A 17,345-nucleotide genomic window follows, 5' to 3' on the forward strand; every position below is an offset into this window, starting at 1 on the left:
CGGCGAGTTGACGGCCACGGACACGGAAGCGGAGGGCAGGGCATGGGGCGCTGGCGGGACGGACGGGGACGGTTGATCGTGCACACGGACTCCGGGGCGGCGCTCGGCGCCCCCGTCCCCCTGGAGATCTCGGCCTCCTACCGGGCGCGTACCAAGGGCCTCCTCGGCCGGGACTCGATCGACGGCGCGATGCTGCTGTCACCGGCGAGCGGGGTGCACACGTTCGGCATGCGGATCCCGATCGACGTCGCGTACCTGGACCGCCGCCTGACCGTCCTCGCCGTCCACACCATGCCCCCGGGCCGCCTTGGCCTGCCGCGCCTACGGGCACGGCACGTACTGGAGGCGGAGGCGGGGGCGATGGCGGGGTGGGGGCTGCGGGCGGGGGTTCGAGTCACTGTGGAGGTCGGTGGTTGAGAAGCCGGACCCGACAAAGCCGTCAGTTTTCGGTGAAAGATTTACCGTTCTTACAGATGCCCGTATTCTCGACGGCTCTTGTGTACGCGGCGATGAGTTGCCTCATGGCGTCAGCGTCCTGATGGCCAGAGGACTGCATCTGGATTGCAGTGAAAATATTGCTGCCTGGGAGCTTTTTATGCCTACACTGCCGCGCCTTTCCGAACGCCTCCCAGCCGGAGTAGAGGAACCTTCCGCCCTCCGCTTCGCGATCGAGCCGGGAGTCTGCCTGCCCTCCCACAAAATATGCCGTACTGCTGCTCGTCAACCACATCTGCTTGAACTCCACTGCCGAACGGGAGTCGACGCGGACCTGGCAGACCAACGACAGAGAGTCCGGTACATCCTTCTTGATGGCCAACCTCCGGCCAGAGGGCATGAAGGGTGCCAACTCATTGCGGTCGACCGGAATCCCACAAAAGGAGTTCGGGACTGCGTACTCACGCTTTTCCTTGTGGCCGCTACATCCGGAAAGAGCGAACACAAGCGCGGCAGACGCGGCCACGGCGGCAGCACAATGCATTGCCGACCGAAATCGGAAGGCGTTCAATGGCTCCCCCTCGTTCATCCCGGAATGTCCGCGGTGCTGCCCGGCGTCTGGCCGTGAACAATAGCCCACGCATTCTGGTAGCCTTGGTGTGCTGAATTCCCTGCGTACGTCACAAGGTCCGGATTCAAGCCATAGCGCTTCACTGCCTGCTCTGCCGCGTGTTGTGCGTATGCGGCGTTGCGGTGCAAGCCATGATCCCAGACCTTTCCTGCGTCGTCCTGAGCGTCGTCCGCCGCGGAACCCTCGACGTCCTGGAACAGCCACTGCAGGGCCGCGCCCGTCGCGGTGCCGGCCGCTCCGCCGGCGACCGCGCCGGCCGCGGGAGAACCGATGAATGACGTGCCTACGCCGACGACCGTACCGACACCACCGGAGACCAGGTTCTGGTACTGGGCGACAGCGTGGTCGAAGGAATCGTCCTTCCCCTTCGCCACGCTTCCGATGGCCTCCATGCGGGCTTGGCTCAGAACACCGGAGACCTCACCGCTCCTCTCCGCGACGGTCTGGACGAGAAGCCTCTGATCGCTGGTGAAACGGTGGTCGGCGGGCAGGTCGGGGTTCAAGTGGTACTGCAACAGATTCGACATGTAGGCCTTCTGGCCAACTTCGACGGCAGCGTATCCCTCCGGATTCTGCCCCACAGCAAACAGGAACTTGTTCACCTCCCGGCCATCGAGATGGGCGGCAGAGCCGTCGATGGGGTAGAGCAGATCCTTGTGCGGCAAGTCGCTGTTGGCCCGGTTGATGTCCGGCAGATATTCGGAAGCGATCTGACCCATGCTGTCCGACATGTAGCCACGGTCGGTGAGAAGTTCCTGTTTGTCCGCCGTGGCGGACACGATCTCCTCGAACAACTTGGTCTGGGCGCCGGTGTGGGCCGGGGTATCGGCCGTGGGCAGCTCACCCGCCGGGTGCCCCGTGGTCGCAGCCTCCAGGGCCTGGGCCAGGTAGTTCTGGCCGGCGATGCTCTGGACATCGTTGGTGTCATGGATGTCCATCGGCCAGTTCCGCTGCTTGAAGAGGTAGTCGAAGTTGGAGACGGCCTTCTTGTGGTCGCCGTCCTGCGGGATGAAGTCGTCGTTGAAGAAGTCCGTCGCGGCCGTTGGGTTGTTCGCCAGGCCTTTCAGATATCCGTTGAGCGGGTCCCAGCCACCGTCGGTGCCCTGGTAGTTGAGCCGGGGGCAGATGTTCGCCTGCCAGGCAACGTTTTCTCCGTCATGCGTGTAGAACCGCTCGGTCTTCATCAGCGCGCGGCCGTAATCGGTCATGAACCGATCGTCGAAGTCGCCGTTGCGCATCAGGTTGCTCATCACCTGGAAGCCCAGCACGTCGCCGTGGGTACCGACGGCCTTGTTGCCCGAGGTGATGACCTGCTGCTTCCACGCCTCCATGCCCGCGCTGTCCGACTGGCTCGCGGTGGCCAGGGTCAGGCTCAGGTTCTTCTGCAGCTCGGCGTACTTGTATCCGCGGTCGTAGGCCATGTGCGCACCCTCGCGGTCGTCGTTCAGACCGAGCCAGAACATCTCCGTCCCCTGGGCGCCCAGCCGCTCGGCGAACTCCTCGGCGAACAAAGGGTCATCGTGGTACTGCTTCAGGCCGGCGTTGATCGCGTCGAAGTCCTTGGCAGTCAGCTTCCGCGGATCCTTCTGCGCCAGCTTCGCCAGCCTGTCTGCCTCCTCCACAGCTTTCACCGCCTGGTCACGGTTTTCGTAGACGGCGCCGGAGAAGCCGTACCTGCTCTCGTCGACGAGTGCCATGAGGACGTCGGTCGCGGTGCTGTCGCTCTTCGCGGCGTTGTCGAGAATCGTCTGCACCTCGTCGCGCAGGTCGGTCTCGTCCGTGACGCTGTGATCGGAGATCTTGGTCCCGTGTCCTGCGCGGTCGGGATGAACGGCCATCGTGACGGTGAACCCGCCGTCGCCGGACGGCATCACGGTGAGGTTCTTCTTGCGGCCGTTGTCGATGGCTCGGTGCAGTTGCTCCTGGTAGTGCTTCAGCTCGTTCCGCGTGTCCTGAAGGATCTTGTGGATGGAGGAAGCCTCCTTGGTGGCGTCCTCGAACTCGCCGGCGGTCTTGCCGATGAACTCCTTGGAGACGCCGGCGTTGACGCCGTGCCAGTCCGCCTTGACCGCCTTGGCGTGCAGTCCGTCCTTCGCCTGCTTCTGCAGCTCCGTCAGGTTGCGAACGAGCAGGCCCCAGTCGTCGACCGCGTCGTCGAGCTGCGTGAAGTTGGCTTGGTAGAGGTCTTCGAACTTCACTCGGCGGCCCCGCTCAGTCCTTCTTCTTGGGGTGGTAGACCGGGTTCTTCCTGCCCTGCTCTCCCGCGCGGTCGTCGAACCCGGCGTCCAGGGTGTCGATGCTGCTCATCTGTCGTCCGATGTAGCCGTCGTCGCCGGAGTGGATCTTCTTGGTGACGTGCATGTGGTTGGAGATCTGAGCGCACGCGTCCAGCAACGACCTGAGCTGGTCGTCCCAGCGCTGTGCGACGTGCTTCAGCCCCTTGCCCAGGGTGAACCCCTGCTTCGCGAGGTCACCGGCGGCGGACTCGCTCGTCGGCTGTGCCACCCGGGCCTTGTTCCACAGCTGGTCGTAGAGGGAGTGAGCCTCTTTGCCGATCGCCGCGAGATCGCCGTTGCTGACCTTGAGGTCTCCGTAGGTGCTCGTGCCGCCTCCACCGACCGGGTCGGCCAGGTGGTTGAGCTGCATACGTGTGGCCCCGTCCGCCTTCGCGTCGGCTTTGAGCTGTTCCCACTCGTCCCACGCCATGTCAGGGCATCTCCCCCGTAGTCGCTGTCTCCTTGCGGCCGACTCCCGTGAACCGGCCCATGCGACACAGCCGCCTGCCGACCAGCGGGTCGGCGCGAGGCCGATCAGCACGATAGCCGCGGACTCGACGTGTCACGGCGACCTCACGCCGTTGCGGAGCACGGTTGGCCGGAAGGCGCCCCTGATCTGTCGAACGATACGGAGGTGGTGCGGTCACTGCTGGGTGCGCGGGAACGTCACCTCCACGCGGCGGTTCTTTCGCCGGCCCTGCTCGGTGGAGTTGTCGGCGATCGGGTACTGCTCGCCGTAACCGCGGACGTCGAAGGTGATGGCCGGGCTGTTCAGGTCCTGGTCGAGTACGGCCTGTACGGCGTTGGCGCGTGCCTTGGAGAGGGTGTCGCCGTGGGCGGAGGAGCCGAGGTTGTCGGTGAAGCCGAAGACGCGGACCTGGGTCGCGTTCTGCTTCCTGATCTCCTCGGCGATGGTGGCGATGCGGGACTTGGCCTCCGCACTGATCTTCGCACTGTCCTTGCCGAACAGCACCTCGGCCTGCAATGCGAAGGTGACGTCGGCGTTGGTGTCCTCGCGGCGCTCGTCCCCGCTCTGGTCCTCCACGACCGACTTGATGTCCAGCACCTTGGCCGCGGCCAGCGTGGCCCCCTCCGGAAGCTTCAGATCCGGATCCGTGGGGTCGACCTTCACCGGGGCGGTGGCGGAGGGTTCGGTACCGGGGGGTTCACTGGGCCCGGTGTCGTCGGCGACAGCGGTGGCGGCGGGCAGCTGAACGGTGATCAGCAGCACGGCACAGGTCAGCACGAGCCGGGGTGTGGTGGTCACTTGGGCCTCACCCGGAGATCTCGATGGGGGCGCTGGCGAAGGTGGGCAACTGGAAGCTGACTTCCGCCGTGCCGGCCGGCGGTGCAGGGAACTGCATGAAGACGGGAACCGAGTCCCCCGCCTTGACGGACTGGACGCCGATCGTGGTCAAAGGACGCCCGTCGGTGTCCCGCAGTACGTAGTAGCGTTTCCTCGCTTTCGAGTCCACAAGCGTCGCGCCACCGAAGGACTGCCCGTTCTTCATGATCTCTGTCTCGTTGCCGGTCAACTGCGACGACAGAACGGCGTCCTTGCTGCCGTCGTTCTTGAGCTGTGCGTTGATGGTGACGAACCCGCCTGAATCGCGTCGGGCAGACATGACCTTCAGCGTCAGCCCGTCAGGGCCGCGCAGCTCGGCCAGCGGTTGCGCGGACTGTCCCTCCTGGGGGCTCGCTTGAGAACCACCGCTCTTGGAGGCGGATGCAGAAGCGTCCGATTTCTTGTCATCGGTACCGCCACCACCACAGCCGGCGACACCGACGGCCAGCCCGACAGCAAGGGTCATGGCGACCATCCCCCTGCGGGCCTTCGCAGTGAACCGCATGCTCATCGCGCTGCTTCCCTTTTCCATCGTCGTCCGCTTGTCAGCCGGCTGCCAGGTGAACATCGAAGAGGTCCTCGGGCGCGGGCAGAGTTGCTTCGTCATCCGGATCCAGCTTCCAGGGCTTGCCGTCACAGGTGAGTTCGGGCAATTCATCGTCCCCACTGGGCTCACCAGGGACCTCGAACGTGCAGCGCGGTTCGATCACGGCCGTGGCAGAAGCCGTCGAGTGGACGTCCTCCGTCCCCGGGACTACGGAGTCTCCCACTGACTTGTTCGCTTTGACATCGACCGTGTACCGCAGCAGCTGCCAATTGCAGCCATTCAGCGTGGCCTCGTTCTGCGTCGCAAGTTGCTCCGCACGCCCGCATGGGTTGTCGACAGGCACGTTGCCATCGAAGATGTCCTGCCACTTGGCCGGGTCCAGCAGATGGGCGGCCCATACGGCCGCAAGCTGCTTACGCCCCTCCTGAGCCGCAGCCAGCGCCGCTGCGTCAGCAGCTGTCTGCGCACCGCCTCGGTTCACTGCAGCCTGGCCTACCGCGAGATAGGCGAACGCAAGAAAAAGCAGGCCCGCCACCACCGTGATGTAGATGGGGAAGGCCTGCCCGGAGTCGCCGTGTGCGCGACGGAAGATCAGGTGATTTCGGTGATCTTGGACTTGATCTTGTCGAGGATCGTCTTCCCGATGTCCGTGCCCGTGATCGCCAGAACGATCGCGACCACCACCGCGATGATGCCCAGGTACTCGACCGCAGTCTGCCCACGGTCGCCGCCACGACGCCGCATCGCCTCGACCGTCGTGTTCTTCCAGCCGTTCAGGCGAACCTTGGTCGCCACAGCCGTCTTCAGCAAAAGATCGCTCACGGTGCTCCCCTCCGGACCTGCTTCCGACCGACGAACCGTAGAGCTCTCCCACGGACGGAGCAGAGGGCCCAAGGGCCCAACCCAGGGCCCATTTGTTCGGCGTGGTGTTCCGTCGGCGGCGCATGTCAGGCCACCCCCAGCCACTTCGCCGTTGCCTGGGACCTTGTCGCGGTGTGGAGTTTGGCGAAGATGCGGTTGATGTGGTTCTTGACCGTCTTCTCGCTGATGAAGCAGGCGGCGGCGATCTGCTGGTTGGTCATGCCGGACGCGATGAGGTCCATGATCTCCGCCTCCCTCGTACTCAGCCGGAACCGTGACCGGAACGACTCTCCCATACGTGGTTGCAAGTGCGAAAGAGGGAGAGGGGTGGAATCCCCCGAAATCATGGGTGATTGGGCAGCCGCGTGTGCAGGTGCACCTCCCCGCAAGTCGGCCAGCAACGCCCTCGCCGCCCCCGGCGTCACATGCGGACGCCCCTCGCGGACATCCCGCACCGCCCGCACCAACTGCTCCGTCGTGAACTCTCCGTGCACCAGATATCCCCCCGCCCCCAGCCGCAGCGCCTCCCGCACGGTCTCCGTCTCGTGGCTGTAGGTCAGCATCATGACGGGGGCCAGCCCCACCAGGTGGGGCAACGCGGAGATTCCGTCGACGCCGGGCATGCGGACGTCGAGGAGGATGACATCGGGCCGGAACCGGACCGCCGCCTCGTACGCCTCGCGACCGTCCCGCGCCTCCGCCACCACCGTGGTGTCCGAGCGGCCGGAGAGGAGGGCCGTCAGGCCGGCGCGGACCACGGGGTTGTCGTCGGCGACCAGCAGCCGCAACGGCGGGGGAGCCGCAGCCGGTGGTGGGAACTCGGCACGGGGGGCGGTGCTGTGTGATGCCGCTGGTGGATCCGGTGAACGGGCCGGCCGTGGTGGGTGCATGGTCCTCCTCTCGGGTTTCAGTGGTCAGGGGGCGGGAGCGGGATGTCCAGGCGTACCTCCGTGCCCCGTTCGTGGGTGCCTTTCCCGATGCGGATCCGGGCCCCGGCCTGCGCGGCCCGTTCCACCATGCCGAGCAGGCCGAAGTGGCCGGAGTCGCGGAGCTCTTCGAGACGCGTGCCGGGCGGGAGGCCGGTGCCGTCGTCGTGGATCGTCAGGCGCAGCAGGCGGCCGTCGACCGCCGCGCGTACGTCCACACGGGTCGCGGACGCGTGCCGGTGGGCGTTCTCCAGCGCCTCGGTGGCGATGGCGAGGACTGGGCGGGCCAAGGCGGGCGGCAGAGGGGGGAGGGAGGGGAGGGGGAAGGCCGTGTTCACCTGCAAGCCCGTGCGCTTCGTGAAGTCCGCCGCCCGGTACGCGAGTTCCTGCCAGAACGGGGTCTGTTCCGGCGCGTCCGGCTGGTCCCGTCGTAGGTCGGTCAGCAGTTCCCGGGACTCCGCAGCCGCCCTGCGTGCCGAGCGGGAGACCAGTTCTGCCTGTTCCCTGATGCGGGCCGGGTCGGGGGCCGTGGCCGAGGCCGTGGCGGCCAGGCCGTCCGCCGCCAGGGCCACGCCGTAGAGGGTCTTGGCCACGGAGTCGTGCATCTCGCGGGCCAGCCGGGCACGTTCCGCGCTCACCGCCTCCGCCGCCGCGAGGCGGGCCTGGACCGTCGTCAGGGCCTGGGTCGCGGCGCCGAAGCGGAGCATCAGGTTGCGCAGGGTCGAGCCCATGGCGCCGGCGATGACGCACAGGCCGGGCAGGAGCAGGGACTCGGCCACCGGGGCGTGCTGGTCGGCCTTCAGGGTGGCGTGGACCAGGAGGAGGATCAGGGACTGGAGGGAGGCGAAGCAGGCGGCACCGCGCCAGCTGTAGACCAGGCCGGCCAGGAGCGGGGTGCACACGCTGACGTAGGCGAGGGTGGTGTCCGGGCCCGCCGAGATCAGCAGGAAGGAGCCGAAGAGGGTGTCGGCGGCCAGCAGGCTGGGGTGGCGCAGGAGGAGGGGGCCGAAGCGTTCCCAGTCGCGGAAGAGGACGTAGGACACCATGAAGGTGACGACGACGGCCGCGCCGACCAGGCGGGCGCCCAGGCCGGGGGCCGCGTTGAGCAGTGCTGCGGGGGCGGACAGCACGATCATCGCCAGGCGGAAGCCGAAGACCTGGCGGCACATCGCCTGCAGGGCCCGGATCTGGAGCTTCTCGGAGGGCTCGGCCGGAGGGGCGGTCACGTCCAGCGCGTCCGGCGGGGTCTCCTCGATGCGGCCCGCCGCACCACCGGCCCCCTCACCCCCTTCCCTGTCGGCCCGCCACACCGCCCGCAGCGACTCCCCGAGGCGCACGCGGGTCCGCCTCCGTCCCCCCTCCCCCGTCAACCCGGTCACCGTCACCGTCACCGCCCGTCCTCACTCCCCCGTCAGCGAGCCGAAGTCCACCCCGGAGCCCAGCAGCAGGCCCGCGCCCAGCAGGAGCATCGTCGCCGGGACCATGAACGTGGTGATCATCAGCGTGGCCTTGGGCACTGCGCGCGCGGCCTTGCGGCGGGCGTTCTGGGCGTCGGTGCGGCGCATGTCCTTGGCCAGGGAGACCAGGGTGTCCACGATCGGCGCGCCCAGTTCCTCGCCCTGCTGGAGGGCCGTCACGAACATCGCCACCTGTTCCGAGTCGTTCCTCCTCCTCAGCTCCGCGAAGGCCTGGCGGCGGCTCATGCCGAGGTCCATCTGGCGCAGGGTGATGCGCAGTTCGTCGGCCCACGGGCCCTCGTAGCGGGAGGCGACCCGGTCCAGGGCCTGGCGGAAGCCGAGGCCGGCGCTGACCACCACGGCCAGGACGTCGAGGAAGTCGGGCAGGGTGCGTTCGATGACGTCCTTGCGGACCCGGATCGCCGACCAGATGCCGACCTCGGTCCAGAACGCGCCGAACAGGAGCAGCAGCAGGGCCACGAACCACTGGCCGCGGAGCAGGAAGACCAGGAAGCCGACGGCGCCCAGGGCGCCGTAGACCGCGCGGCGGGCCGCGTAGCGGTCGATGGTGAGGCCGCCGGGGTTGCCCGCGAGGTCGATCCTGCGGCGGTACCTGGCCACCAGGCGCGGGCCCATCAGGCGCAGTACGGCCGGGGCGTAGCGCATGCCGATGCGGTCGATGACGGAGCCGACCGCGCCGGTGCGGGTGGCGCCGACCTCCAGGGCGACGGCGAGGTCGCCGGGGAGCCGGGCGTCGGCGCGGTACATGCGGATGCCGTGGAAGGCGCCCCAGACGCCGAGGCCCATCAGCAGGGCGAGCAGGAATGCCATCGGGTCACCTCCCTCACACGTCGATCCGGCTCATGCGGCGGATGAGGACGAAGCCGACGGTGTACATGGCGAACGCGATGATCACGCAGGCCTGGCCGACCGGTGAGCCGGTCATGCGGTCGAGCGCGCCGTCCTTGACGCCGTTCATCAGGAACAACGCGCCGACGCCGAGGACGGGCACGGCGTACGAGGTCATGGTCACCTGGGAGAGCTGGGTGCGGATCTCGCGCCGGGTCTCCTTGCGCTCCTCCAGGGTCTCGGTCAGGTTGCGCAGGGCCGACACGACCTGGCCGCCCGCGCGGTTCGACAGCACCAAGGTGGTGACGAGGACGACCAGTTCGCGGGAGGGGAGGCGGTCGGCGAGTTCGCCGAGCGCGTCGTCCAGCGAGTGGCCGACGGCCAGCTGGTCGGCGACCTTGGCGAGTTCCTCGCCGGCCGGGGCCTCCAGTTCCTCCGCCGCCATTCCGATCGCGGTGCGCAGGGCGAGGCCGGCCTGGGTGGCGTTGGCCAGGATGCGGGCCAGTTCGGGAAGTTGGTTGATGAAGCGTTCGATGCGCTTCTGGCGCTGCCAGTTGAGGAACTGCACCGCCGCCCCGATGCCGAGGAGCCCGGCGAGGGGGCCGAAGAAGGGAGCCAGGGTGGCCTGGCCGATCAGCCAGAGCGCGGCGACCGTGGCGAGCATGGCGGCGAAGAACTCCCCGGGCGTGACGTCCAGGCCGGTCGCCGCGAGGCGCCGCTCCAGCCAGCGGCCGAGGCGGGTACGGCGCAGCCGCCGGTCCAGGTCGCGGAAACGGCGCCGGCGGCCGGTCGCGGGCGGCGGGCCGGTGTGCGCGAGCCGGTCGACGAGGGCGGCGCGCCGGGCCCGCCCGGAGGCGTAGGCGTGCACGCCGGCCACCGCCAGGACGCAGGTCAGCAGCGTCACGCCGGTGGTGAGCTGGACGAGGGTGTGGAGTTCCATGGTCCGGGGTCCTACCTGGCTTCTCGGGTGGCTAGCTGGTCGGCCGAGCGGGCGACGCCGAAGGCCTGCGGGACGGGCTGGCTCGCCATGTAGAGGCGGTCGGCGGTACGGCGGGGCAGCGGGAAGTAGCGGAAGGTGCCGTACACACGGCCGTCGGGGGTCATGGGCTGCGCCTCGAACCGGGCGGCGGTCGCCAGCCGGTACGGCTCCCCGCCGTGGCTGTCGAGCAGGGCGATCTCGGTGATGCGGCGGGCGCCGTCGGCGAACCGGGTGAGCTGGACGATGACGTCGACCGCGCTGTTGATCTGGTCGTGCAGGGCGACGAAGGGGACCTCGACGTCGGACATGGAGGCGAGGGTCTGGAGGCGGGTCAGCGCGTCCTCGGCGCTGTTCGCGTGCACGGTCGCCAGGGAGCCGTCGTGACCGGTGGACATCGCCTGGAGCATGTCGAGGGACTCGCCGCCGCGGACCTCGCCGACCACGATCCGGTCGGGCCGCATCCGCAGGGAGTTGCGCACCAGGTCGCGGATGGTGACCTGGCCCTTGCCCTCCACGTTCGGCGGGCGGGACTCCAGGCGGACCACGTGGGTCTGCTGGAGCTGGAGTTCGGCGGAGTCCTCGATGGTGATGATGCGCTCGTGCGCGGGGATCAGGCCGGACAGCGCGTTGAGCAGGGTCGTCTTCCCGGTGCCGGTCGCGCCGGAGACGATGATGTTGAACTTCGCCTGCACCAGGCCGGCCAGCAGATACACCATGTGCTCGTCCAGCGAGCCGAAACCGATCAGCTCCTGGAGGGTGAAGGAGCGCGGGAAGCGGCGGATGGTGAGGATCGGGCCGGTCAGGGACAGCGGCGGGATGATGACGTTGACGCGTTCGCCGGAGGGCAGACGGGCGTCCACCATGGGGTTCGACTCGTCCACGCGGCGGTTGACGGTCGACACGATCCGTTCGATGGTCTGCATGAGCTGGTCGGCGGAGACGAACCGCAGCGGCAGCTGCTCGACCCGTCCGCCGCGTTCGACGAAGATCGCGTCGGGCCCGTTGACCATGATCTCGGTGATGGACGCGTCCTCCAGCAGGGGCTCCAGGATGCCCAGGCCGAGCGCCTCGTCCACGACCCGGCGGATCAGTTGCGACCGCTCGACCGTCGACAGGACCGGGCCCTCGCGGCTGATGATGTGCCCGAGCACCCGCTCCAGCCGGGCCCGGCGCTCGGCGGCGGCCAGCGAACTCATCTCCGCGAGGTCGATCTCCTCCAGCAGCTTGGCCCGGTAGGAGGCGACCAGGTGCCCGTCCTCGCCCCGGCTGCCGTGCTCCTCCGGAGTGCTGATGCGTGCCCGCAGGCTCATGGTCGGCGACTCCTCGGTCCGTGGTCGAGCGGCATGGTGGCGGACTTGGTGGCGGTGCCCAGGTCCCAGACGATCGCGGGGATGCGCACGGTCGCGGTGACGGTCACCGAGTCACCTCCGGGGGCGGAGGAGCAGGACACGCTCAGTCCGCCGCTCACCGCGTCGGCGCAGGCCTGGGCGTACGACTGCTCCAGCGACGCGGCCCGCGCGCCCGCCCGGGCGGCCGTACCGGCCTGCTCGGCGGCGTAGGCGACGGCCCCGAGCTGGATGCCGGCCAGGCCGACGATCAGCAGGACGGGGATGAACCCCAGGTATTCGATGGCCACTTGGCCCCGGTCGCGTCGGCGGCGGTACGACATCTCAGCGCTTCGCCTCCTCGACGGCGCCGGCGTGGCCGTGCACGGTGACGGGAAAGTCGATGAGGCCGGGGAAGAGGACGGGGACCTTGACGGCCACGTCGGCCGTCACATAGCCGGTCCCGCCGCACTGCTCCACGCTGGCACCCCCTCGCCACGCCCCCGACAGATGCCGCAGCGCCGCCTGCTCGCACACCCCGAACCGCTCCCCCGGCGGCGCCGCCGTGCCCGCCCGCACGCCCTCGTCGGCAGCATTCCCCGCGAGCGTGAAGGCGTACCCCACGAGCACGGCCTGCCACATCAGCACCAGCGTCAGGACGATCAGCGGCGTCATCCCGAGCAGCTCGACGCTCACCTGTCCCCGGTCCCCGCCCGGCCTTCTCATCGCAAGGCTCACTCCTTCCGCCGCCTGAAGCCCACCGGCCCCCGGCCGCCGCCCCGGTGGGAGGCTCCCTCGTCCGGCGCCCGCACCAGCCCCAGCTCCCCCGCGAGGGCCCACAGCGCCTGCTTCACCGTGCTCTTGCCGTCCAGTTCGTGGAGCCGCCCGGCGTCCACGGCCCCTTGCAGCTCCTTGAAGTTGGCGGGTACGGCCGTACGCGCCAGCGCGGTGCCGGTGATGCGCTGCACCAGCGCGGGCTGGATCTCGGCACCGCGCGCGTGCCGGTTGACGACCACCGTGGTCTCCTCGGCCTTGCGGATCTGCAGCCGGTCCCACATCCGTACGGTCCGTTTGGCGCCGCGTACGGCGATGACGTCCGGGGTGGTCACCAGCAGCGCGGTGTCGGCCATCTCCACCACGGCGGCCCCGGCGCCGCTCAGCTGGGCCCCGCAGTCCACCACGACCACCTCGTAGCGGGAGCGCAGCGCGCCGACGATCTGGCGGGCGGCGCGGTCGGTGACCTCCTCGCCGCGTTCGCCCTCGCCGGGCGCGAGCAGCAGGGCGAGGCCGGTGTCGTGGCGGAAGACGGCGTCGGCGAGGACGCGGGGGGAGATGTCGGTGATGGCGGCCAGGTCGGCCACCGACCGGCGGAACTGGATGTCCAGGTAGGAGGCGATGTCGCCGGTCTGGAGGTCGAGGTCGACCAGGGCGGTGGCGCGGCCGGAGGCCTGGGCGGCGAGGGCCAGCTGGATGGCGGCCAGGGTGGCGCCCACGCCTCCCTTGGCGCCGCTGACCGTGACGACGGTGCCGCCGGCCCCGGCGAGCACCTCGGCGCCGTGCCCGAGGTGCCGTCGTACCCCGGTGGACCACTGGGCGACGGCCTGGACGCGGCTGGCGAGTTCCTCGTACGACAGCGGGAGCGCGACAAGGCCGCGGGCGCCGGAGTCCATGGCGGCCGCGAACAGGCCGGGGCCGGCGTCGGTGGTGACGAGGATGACGCCGACGGCCGGGAAGCGCAGGGCGACCTCGCGGATCAGCTCCAGGGCGGGTACCGGGCCGATGCGTTCGTGGACGACGACGACTTCCGGGAGTTCCTCGACCGACTCGGCGGCGAGCCGGGCGAGGGTGTCGACCAGCTGGGTGGAGTCGGTGACCGGGGGTTGCGGCTCGGCGTCGGGGAGCTGGCTGAGCAGGGTGGTGAGGGAGCGGACGGCGTCCGGGTCCGAGCCGGCCGGGAGGATCCTGGTGGGCATGGCCGCCTCTCACTTGTCCGTCACGAGTTCGTAGGTGCGGTCCTTGTCGGGGACGCTGGTCTCACTGCCGGGCGCCACGAGCGCGAGCCGGACGCGCTGGGCGAAGGACTCGGCGTAGGTGATGCGCTGGGCGTCGAGGGTGGACAGGGCGAAGGTGATGGGGACGGCGTCGGTGGCCTGCTGGTTCTTGTCGCGGTCGGGCTCGAGGGCGGTGATCTGGCCGACGTCGATGACCCGGGCGTTGGTGACGATGATCTTCGACTGGTCGGGGTCGCCCTCCTTCCTTCCCTCGAAGGTGGCATAGACGTTGACCCGCGCGCCCGGGGTGATCTTCCCCGCCACGCCGGTCGCCGCGTCGATCATGATGGCGACCTCCTGCTGGCCGGGCTGGAGGGCGGGCCGGTCCACGATCATGTCGGTCTGCAGCAGCGAGCCGGGGTGCAGGGTGGTCACGGCGATCTTGCCGCGGATCTGCCGGAGGTCGGTGACGGCGTTGCCGGACAGCCACCGCTTGGGCATCGAGACCTTCTCGAACTGGTCCGTGGCCAGCGCGGTGTACGGCTTCACCTCGGACCTGACCCGGTAGGCGGCGACCTCGGGCCCGACCTTGGAGTTCACGTCGTGGATGACGGAGAGCACGCCGGCGAACGCGCCCAGCGCGCACAGGACCGACAGGATCAGCAGTATCACGCCGCGGCGCTGACGGGAGTTCATGAACCGTGCAACCTCATTGGGGGAATCGGTCGAGCGGGACGGGTCAGGTGCGCGCAGGTCAGGCGGGTGTTCGCTGTTCCAGGGCGCGGGGTGCCTCGGGCGCGGGCGGGCCGGCGGAGCAGAAGACGCAGCGGTCGCCGATGACGTCGATGCCGCACCAGTGACAGCTGGTCTGCCGTACGGAGGTGACCAGTTGGTACAGGACGGACAGGTCGGCGAGGTAGCCGCAGAACTCGATCAGGCGGCCGGTCCCCCACCACACCGGGGACTCCGCGGGCAGCGGGGTCTCGCGCAGCCCGTGCACGCCCCACCGGGTGCCGAGCCCGGCGGCCCAGTCGCTCTGCAACTGCCCCTTGGCGACCAGCATCCAGGTGCTGAAATCGGGCCCCTTCAGCGTGGCTTCGGGGGCCACCTTCACCAGCTGGGGCTCGGGGTGGGCGAGCACGGCGAACTGGCTGCCGGGCACCCAGGACCTGGCGTGCGCCTTCAGTCCGACCGGGACCCGGTCCAGCTTGGCGACGGAGCCGAGGACGGCGCCGGCGTGGATGTAGTGGGTGAGCAGCCGCCCGGCGGAGGCGAGCACGCCCGGGCCCAGGTCGCAGGAGGCGAGCTGGCGCAGCTGCCGGGCCAGGACGGCGATGCCGAGCGGCGGCAGCGCGGGCCGGAACAGGGCGATGCGGTCGCTCTCCAGCAGCGAGCGCAGGGTGTACAGCCGCCGTACCACCGGCTCCGGGGTGGCCTCGGAGCACACGACGACCACATGGCCGTACTGCTCGAGGAGGGTGTGGAGTTCGGTGAGGGCCTGGTCCAGCGGTTTGCGGTCGAGGCCGGTCAGCACGACGGCGGGCATGGTCCGCTCGTCCTGCGCAAGCAGTGCCATGTCGGCACTGGTCACGGCAATGGCAGTTGGCACGCGCAGCTCCCCGCTCTTCCCACCCGCCGGCCCACCGGTGTAACTCCAATGCGCCAGGACGACTTCATTGCGTGACTACCTGAGCACTGTATCCACGGGCCTGTGGCCGGAGAACAGCGTTTGTGCAGCCGGTGTGGAACTCGCCCGGCGCAAGTCCCGCCAAAACCGGACAGGTTGAGCACCCAGCCAGCGACCATTCCGGTCTGGACCTCTTGACAGGCCGATTGGTCTGGACCAACTTTGAGGCTCGCAAGCGAAGGTCACCCCTCCCCCCTCTCCCCACCGGAGGCTCCCGTGCACCGCGCACCAGGCATACCCGGACCCCGCAGACGACGGCTCGCGGCATGGTCCACCGCCACCGCCCTGGCCCTCTCGGTCGCGGGCCTCGCCACGGCCGCCCCCGCGTCCGCCGCGGACGTCAACAACGTGAAGAACGCGGGCTTCGAGTCCGGCTTGACCAACTGGACGTGCACGGCCGGCAGCGGTACGACGGTCGCGTCCCCCGTGCACGGCGGTACCACCGCCCTGAAGGCCACCCCGGCCGGCCAGGACAACGCCCGGTGCACCCAGTCGGTGGCGGTCAAGCCCAACTCGACGTACACGCTCAGCGCATGGGTGCAGGGCGGCTACTCGTACCTGGGCGTGACCGGCACGGGCACCACGGACGTCTCCACCTGGACCCCCGACTCGGCGTCCTGGAAGCAGCTGTCGACGACCTTCACCACCGGTGCCTCGACCACCTCGGTCACGGTCTACACCCACGGCTGGTACGGCCAGGCGGCCTACTACGCCGACGACATCTCGGTCTACGGCCCCGACGGCGGCGGAGGCGGCGATCCGGCCCCCACCATCCCGGCGGCCCCGACCGGCCTCTCCGTGACCGCTACGACCTCCTCCTCGGTCTCCCTGTCCTGGTCCCCGGTCTCGGGCGCGACGGGCTACAACGTCTACCGCAACGGCACGAAGGTCACGGCGGTGACGGGCACGTCGGCAACGGTGACCGGCCTGTCGGCCGCCACGTCGTACTCCTTCCAGGTCACGGCGGCCAACGCGGCGGGCGAGTCGGCGAAGTCGGCGACGGTGACCGGGACGACGTCCTCCGGCACGGGCGGCGGAGGCGGCACGCTCCCCAAGCACGTAGTGACCGGCTACTGGCAGAACTTCAACAACGGCGCGACGGTCCAGAAACTGTCCGACGTCCCCTCCGCCTACGACATCATCGCGGTGGCCTTCGCCGACGCGACGTCGACACCGGGCGCGGTGAGCTTCAGCCTCGACTCCTCCGGCCTCGGCGGCTACACGGTCGACCAGTTCAAGGCCGACATCAAGGCCAAGCAGGCGGCCGGCAAGAAGGTCATCATCTCCATCGGCGGCGAGAAGGGCACCGTGTCGGTCAACGACGCGGCATCGGCCGCGAACTTCACCGACTCGGTCTACTCGCTGATGCAGACGTACGGCTTCGACGGCGTCGACATCGACCTGGAGAACGGCCTCAACGCGACCTACATGACACAGGCCCTGCGCGCCCTGTCGTCGAAGGCCGGCTCGTCCCTGATCATCACCATGGCCCCGCAGACGATCGACATGCAGTCCACGTCGAACGCCTACTTCCAGACCGCGCTGAACGTGAAGGACATCCTCACGGTCGTCAACATGCAGTACTACAACAGCGGTTCCATGCTGGGCTGCGACGGCAAGGTCTACAGCCAGGGCACGGTCGACTTCCTGACCGCCCTCGCCTGCATCCAGCTGGAGGGCGGCCTCTCCCCGTCCCAGGTCGGCCTGGGCCTCCCGGCCTCCACCCGCGCAGCGGGCAGCGGCTACGTCTCCCCCACGGTGGTCGACAACGCCCTGGACTGCCTCACGTCCGGCACGAACTGCGGCACCTTCAAGCCCTCCAAGACCTACCCGGCCCTGCGCGGCGCGATGACCTGGTCCACGAACTGGGACGCGACGTCCGGGAACGCGTGGTCGAACCCGGTGGGAGCCCACGTGCACGCTCTGCCGTGACCTGTCCTGCACTACTGCCGTCCAGCGCCCGGGCCTTGCGGTCCGGGCGCTGCCGTGTGCACGGCGGCCGGACTTGAGCGGTACGCCGTCATCTCTTTTGCCCC

19 protein-coding genes are annotated in these 17,345 nt (G+C 69.3%); 2 read left to right on the forward strand and 17 right to left on the reverse strand.

What is annotated here, in order from left to right; genetic code table 11:
• Positions 1-42: 42 nt before the first annotated feature.
• Positions 43-417, forward strand: coding sequence for a DUF192 domain-containing protein (locus tag ACIP4Y_RS15185; protein WP_401392830.1), 375 nt, complete (start codon positions 43-45; stop codon positions 415-417).
• A gap of 22 nt (positions 418-439) precedes the next feature.
• On the opposite strand, the gene ACIP4Y_RS15190 is transcribed toward ACIP4Y_RS15185, so the two are convergent.
• The 17 genes from ACIP4Y_RS15190 to ACIP4Y_RS15270 form a co-directional block, all read right to left on the reverse strand.
• Positions 440-961: a hypothetical protein gene (locus tag ACIP4Y_RS15190; RefSeq protein WP_401392833.1), complete on the reverse strand. Its 522-nt coding sequence runs from the start codon at positions 959-961 to the stop codon at positions 440-442.
• A 59-nt stretch (positions 962-1,020) separates the two neighbouring features.
• Entirely contained in the window at positions 1,021-3,264 is a 2,244-nt protein-coding gene (locus tag ACIP4Y_RS15195; RefSeq protein ID WP_401392835.1) for a hypothetical protein, read from the reverse strand.
• 13 nt (positions 3,265-3,277) lie between these two features.
• Complete coding sequence (locus ACIP4Y_RS15200; RefSeq protein ID WP_401392838.1) at positions 3,278-3,772, reverse strand: hypothetical protein; 495 nt, start codon at positions 3,770-3,772, stop codon at positions 3,278-3,280.
• A 213-nt stretch (positions 3,773-3,985) separates the two neighbouring features.
• Positions 3,986-4,609: an OmpA family protein gene (locus tag ACIP4Y_RS15205; RefSeq protein ID WP_401392840.1), complete on the reverse strand. Its 624-nt coding sequence runs from the start codon at positions 4,607-4,609 to the stop codon at positions 3,986-3,988.
• Positions 4,610-4,616: 7 nt separating this feature from the next.
• A complete protein-coding gene (locus ACIP4Y_RS15210) occupies positions 4,617-5,198 on the reverse strand; it encodes a hypothetical protein (RefSeq protein ID WP_401393903.1) in 582 nt (193 codons plus the stop codon).
• Between the two features lie 34 nt (positions 5,199-5,232).
• On the reverse strand, positions 5,233-5,826 hold the full coding sequence (locus ACIP4Y_RS15215) for a pilus assembly protein TadG-related protein (RefSeq protein ID WP_401393906.1): 594 nt from the start codon (positions 5,824-5,826) through the stop codon (positions 5,233-5,235).
• The gene (locus ACIP4Y_RS15220) at positions 5,826-6,056 is read right to left on the reverse strand and encodes a hypothetical protein (protein ID WP_030346030.1); all 231 of its coding nucleotides are present in this window, start codon (positions 6,054-6,056) and stop codon (positions 5,826-5,828) included. Before ACIP4Y_RS15220 ends, ACIP4Y_RS15215 begins: the two co-directional genes overlap by 1 nt.
• 125 nt (positions 6,057-6,181) lie before the next feature.
• Positions 6,182-6,985, reverse strand: coding sequence for a response regulator (locus ACIP4Y_RS15225; RefSeq protein ID WP_401392843.1), 804 nt, complete (start codon positions 6,983-6,985; stop codon positions 6,182-6,184).
• Between the two features lie 17 nt (positions 6,986-7,002).
• Positions 7,003-8,406, reverse strand: coding sequence for a sensor histidine kinase (locus tag ACIP4Y_RS15230; protein ID WP_401393910.1), 1,404 nt, complete (start codon positions 8,404-8,406; stop codon positions 7,003-7,005).
• A 15-nt stretch (positions 8,407-8,421) separates the two neighbouring features.
• Entirely contained in the window at positions 8,422-9,309 is an 888-nt protein-coding gene (locus ACIP4Y_RS15235; RefSeq protein WP_401392845.1) for a DUF5936 domain-containing protein, read from the reverse strand.
• Positions 9,310-9,322: 13 nt separating this feature from the next.
• Positions 9,323-10,267 carry a type II secretion system F family protein gene (locus tag ACIP4Y_RS15240; RefSeq protein ID WP_401392848.1) on the reverse strand — a complete coding sequence of 315 codons (945 nt, stop codon included), beginning with the start codon at positions 10,265-10,267 and terminating at the stop codon, positions 9,323-9,325.
• A gap of 11 nt (positions 10,268-10,278) precedes the next feature.
• A complete protein-coding gene (locus ACIP4Y_RS15245) occupies positions 10,279-11,616 on the reverse strand; it encodes a CpaF family protein (RefSeq protein ID WP_358639290.1) in 1,338 nt (445 codons plus the stop codon).
• Entirely contained in the window at positions 11,613-11,975 is a 363-nt protein-coding gene (locus ACIP4Y_RS15250; RefSeq protein WP_358639293.1) for a TadE/TadG family type IV pilus assembly protein, read from the reverse strand. The genes ACIP4Y_RS15245 and ACIP4Y_RS15250 overlap by 4 nt, the downstream gene beginning before the upstream one ends.
• 1 nt (position 11,976) lies before the next feature.
• Positions 11,977-12,357, reverse strand: a complete 381-nt coding sequence (locus tag ACIP4Y_RS15255) for a pilus assembly protein (RefSeq protein WP_358639297.1) — start codon at positions 12,355-12,357, stop codon at positions 11,977-11,979.
• Positions 12,358-12,365: 8 nt separating this feature from the next.
• Entirely contained in the window at positions 12,366-13,604 is a 1,239-nt protein-coding gene (locus ACIP4Y_RS15260; RefSeq protein WP_401392853.1) for a CpaE family protein, read from the reverse strand.
• Positions 13,605-13,613: 9 nt separating this feature from the next.
• Positions 13,614-14,318, reverse strand: coding sequence for a Flp pilus assembly protein CpaB (cpaB, locus tag ACIP4Y_RS15265; RefSeq protein ID WP_361481395.1), 705 nt, complete (start codon positions 14,316-14,318; stop codon positions 13,614-13,616).
• Positions 14,319-14,376: 58 nt separating this feature from the next.
• Positions 14,377-15,198: a hypothetical protein gene (locus ACIP4Y_RS15270; protein WP_401392857.1), complete on the reverse strand. Its 822-nt coding sequence runs from the start codon at positions 15,196-15,198 to the stop codon at positions 14,377-14,379.
• 327 nt (positions 15,199-15,525) lie between these two features.
• On the opposite strand from ACIP4Y_RS15270, the gene ACIP4Y_RS15275 reads away from it, so the two are divergent.
• Positions 15,526-17,241: a chitinase gene (locus tag ACIP4Y_RS15275; RefSeq protein WP_401392860.1), complete on the forward strand. Its 1,716-nt coding sequence runs from the start codon at positions 15,526-15,528 to the stop codon at positions 17,239-17,241.
• Positions 17,242-17,345 lie beyond the last annotated feature (104 nt).

Source organism: Streptomyces sp. NPDC088810, from assembly GCF_044750305.1.
In the GTDB taxonomy this organism is placed as follows: domain Bacteria; phylum Actinomycetota; class Actinomycetes; order Streptomycetales; family Streptomycetaceae; genus Streptomyces.

Bases quoted from the DNA above. Each gene is read 5' to 3' on its own strand.
- ACIP4Y_RS15250 (WP_358639293.1), bottom strand. From the start codon at position 11,975: ATGTCGTACCGCCGCCGACGCGACCGGGGCCAAGTGGCCATCGAATAC.
- ACIP4Y_RS15245 (WP_358639290.1), bottom strand. From the start codon at position 11,616: ATGAGCCTGCGGGCACGCATCAGCACTCCGGAGGAGCACGGCAGCCGG.
- ACIP4Y_RS15240 (WP_401392848.1), bottom strand. From the start codon at position 10,267: ATGGAACTCCACACCCTCGTCCAGCTCACCACCGGCGTGACGCTGCTG.
- ACIP4Y_RS15210 (WP_401393903.1), bottom strand. From the start codon at position 5,198: ATGAGCATGCGGTTCACTGCGAAGGCCCGCAGGGGGATGGTCGCCATG.
- ACIP4Y_RS15200 (WP_401392838.1), bottom strand. From the start codon at position 3,772: ATGGCGTGGGACGAGTGGGAACAGCTCAAAGCCGACGCGAAGGCGGAC.
- ACIP4Y_RS15225 (WP_401392843.1), bottom strand. From the start codon at position 6,985: ATGCACCCACCACGGCCGGCCCGTTCACCGGATCCACCAGCGGCATCA.
- ACIP4Y_RS15185 (WP_401392830.1), top strand. From the start codon at position 43: ATGGGGCGCTGGCGGGACGGACGGGGACGGTTGATCGTGCACACGGAC.
- ACIP4Y_RS15255 (WP_358639297.1), bottom strand. From the start codon at position 12,357: ATGAGAAGGCCGGGCGGGGACCGGGGACAGGTGAGCGTCGAGCTGCTC.
- ACIP4Y_RS15270 (WP_401392857.1), bottom strand. From the start codon at position 15,198: ATGGCACTGCTTGCGCAGGACGAGCGGACCATGCCCGCCGTCGTGCTG.
- ACIP4Y_RS15260 (WP_401392853.1), bottom strand. From the start codon at position 13,604: ATGCCCACCAGGATCCTCCCGGCCGGCTCGGACCCGGACGCCGTCCGC.
- cpaB (WP_361481395.1), bottom strand. From the start codon at position 14,318: ATGAACTCCCGTCAGCGCCGCGGCGTGATACTGCTGATCCTGTCGGTC.
- ACIP4Y_RS15235 (WP_401392845.1), bottom strand. From the start codon at position 9,309: ATGGCATTCCTGCTCGCCCTGCTGATGGGCCTCGGCGTCTGGGGCGCC.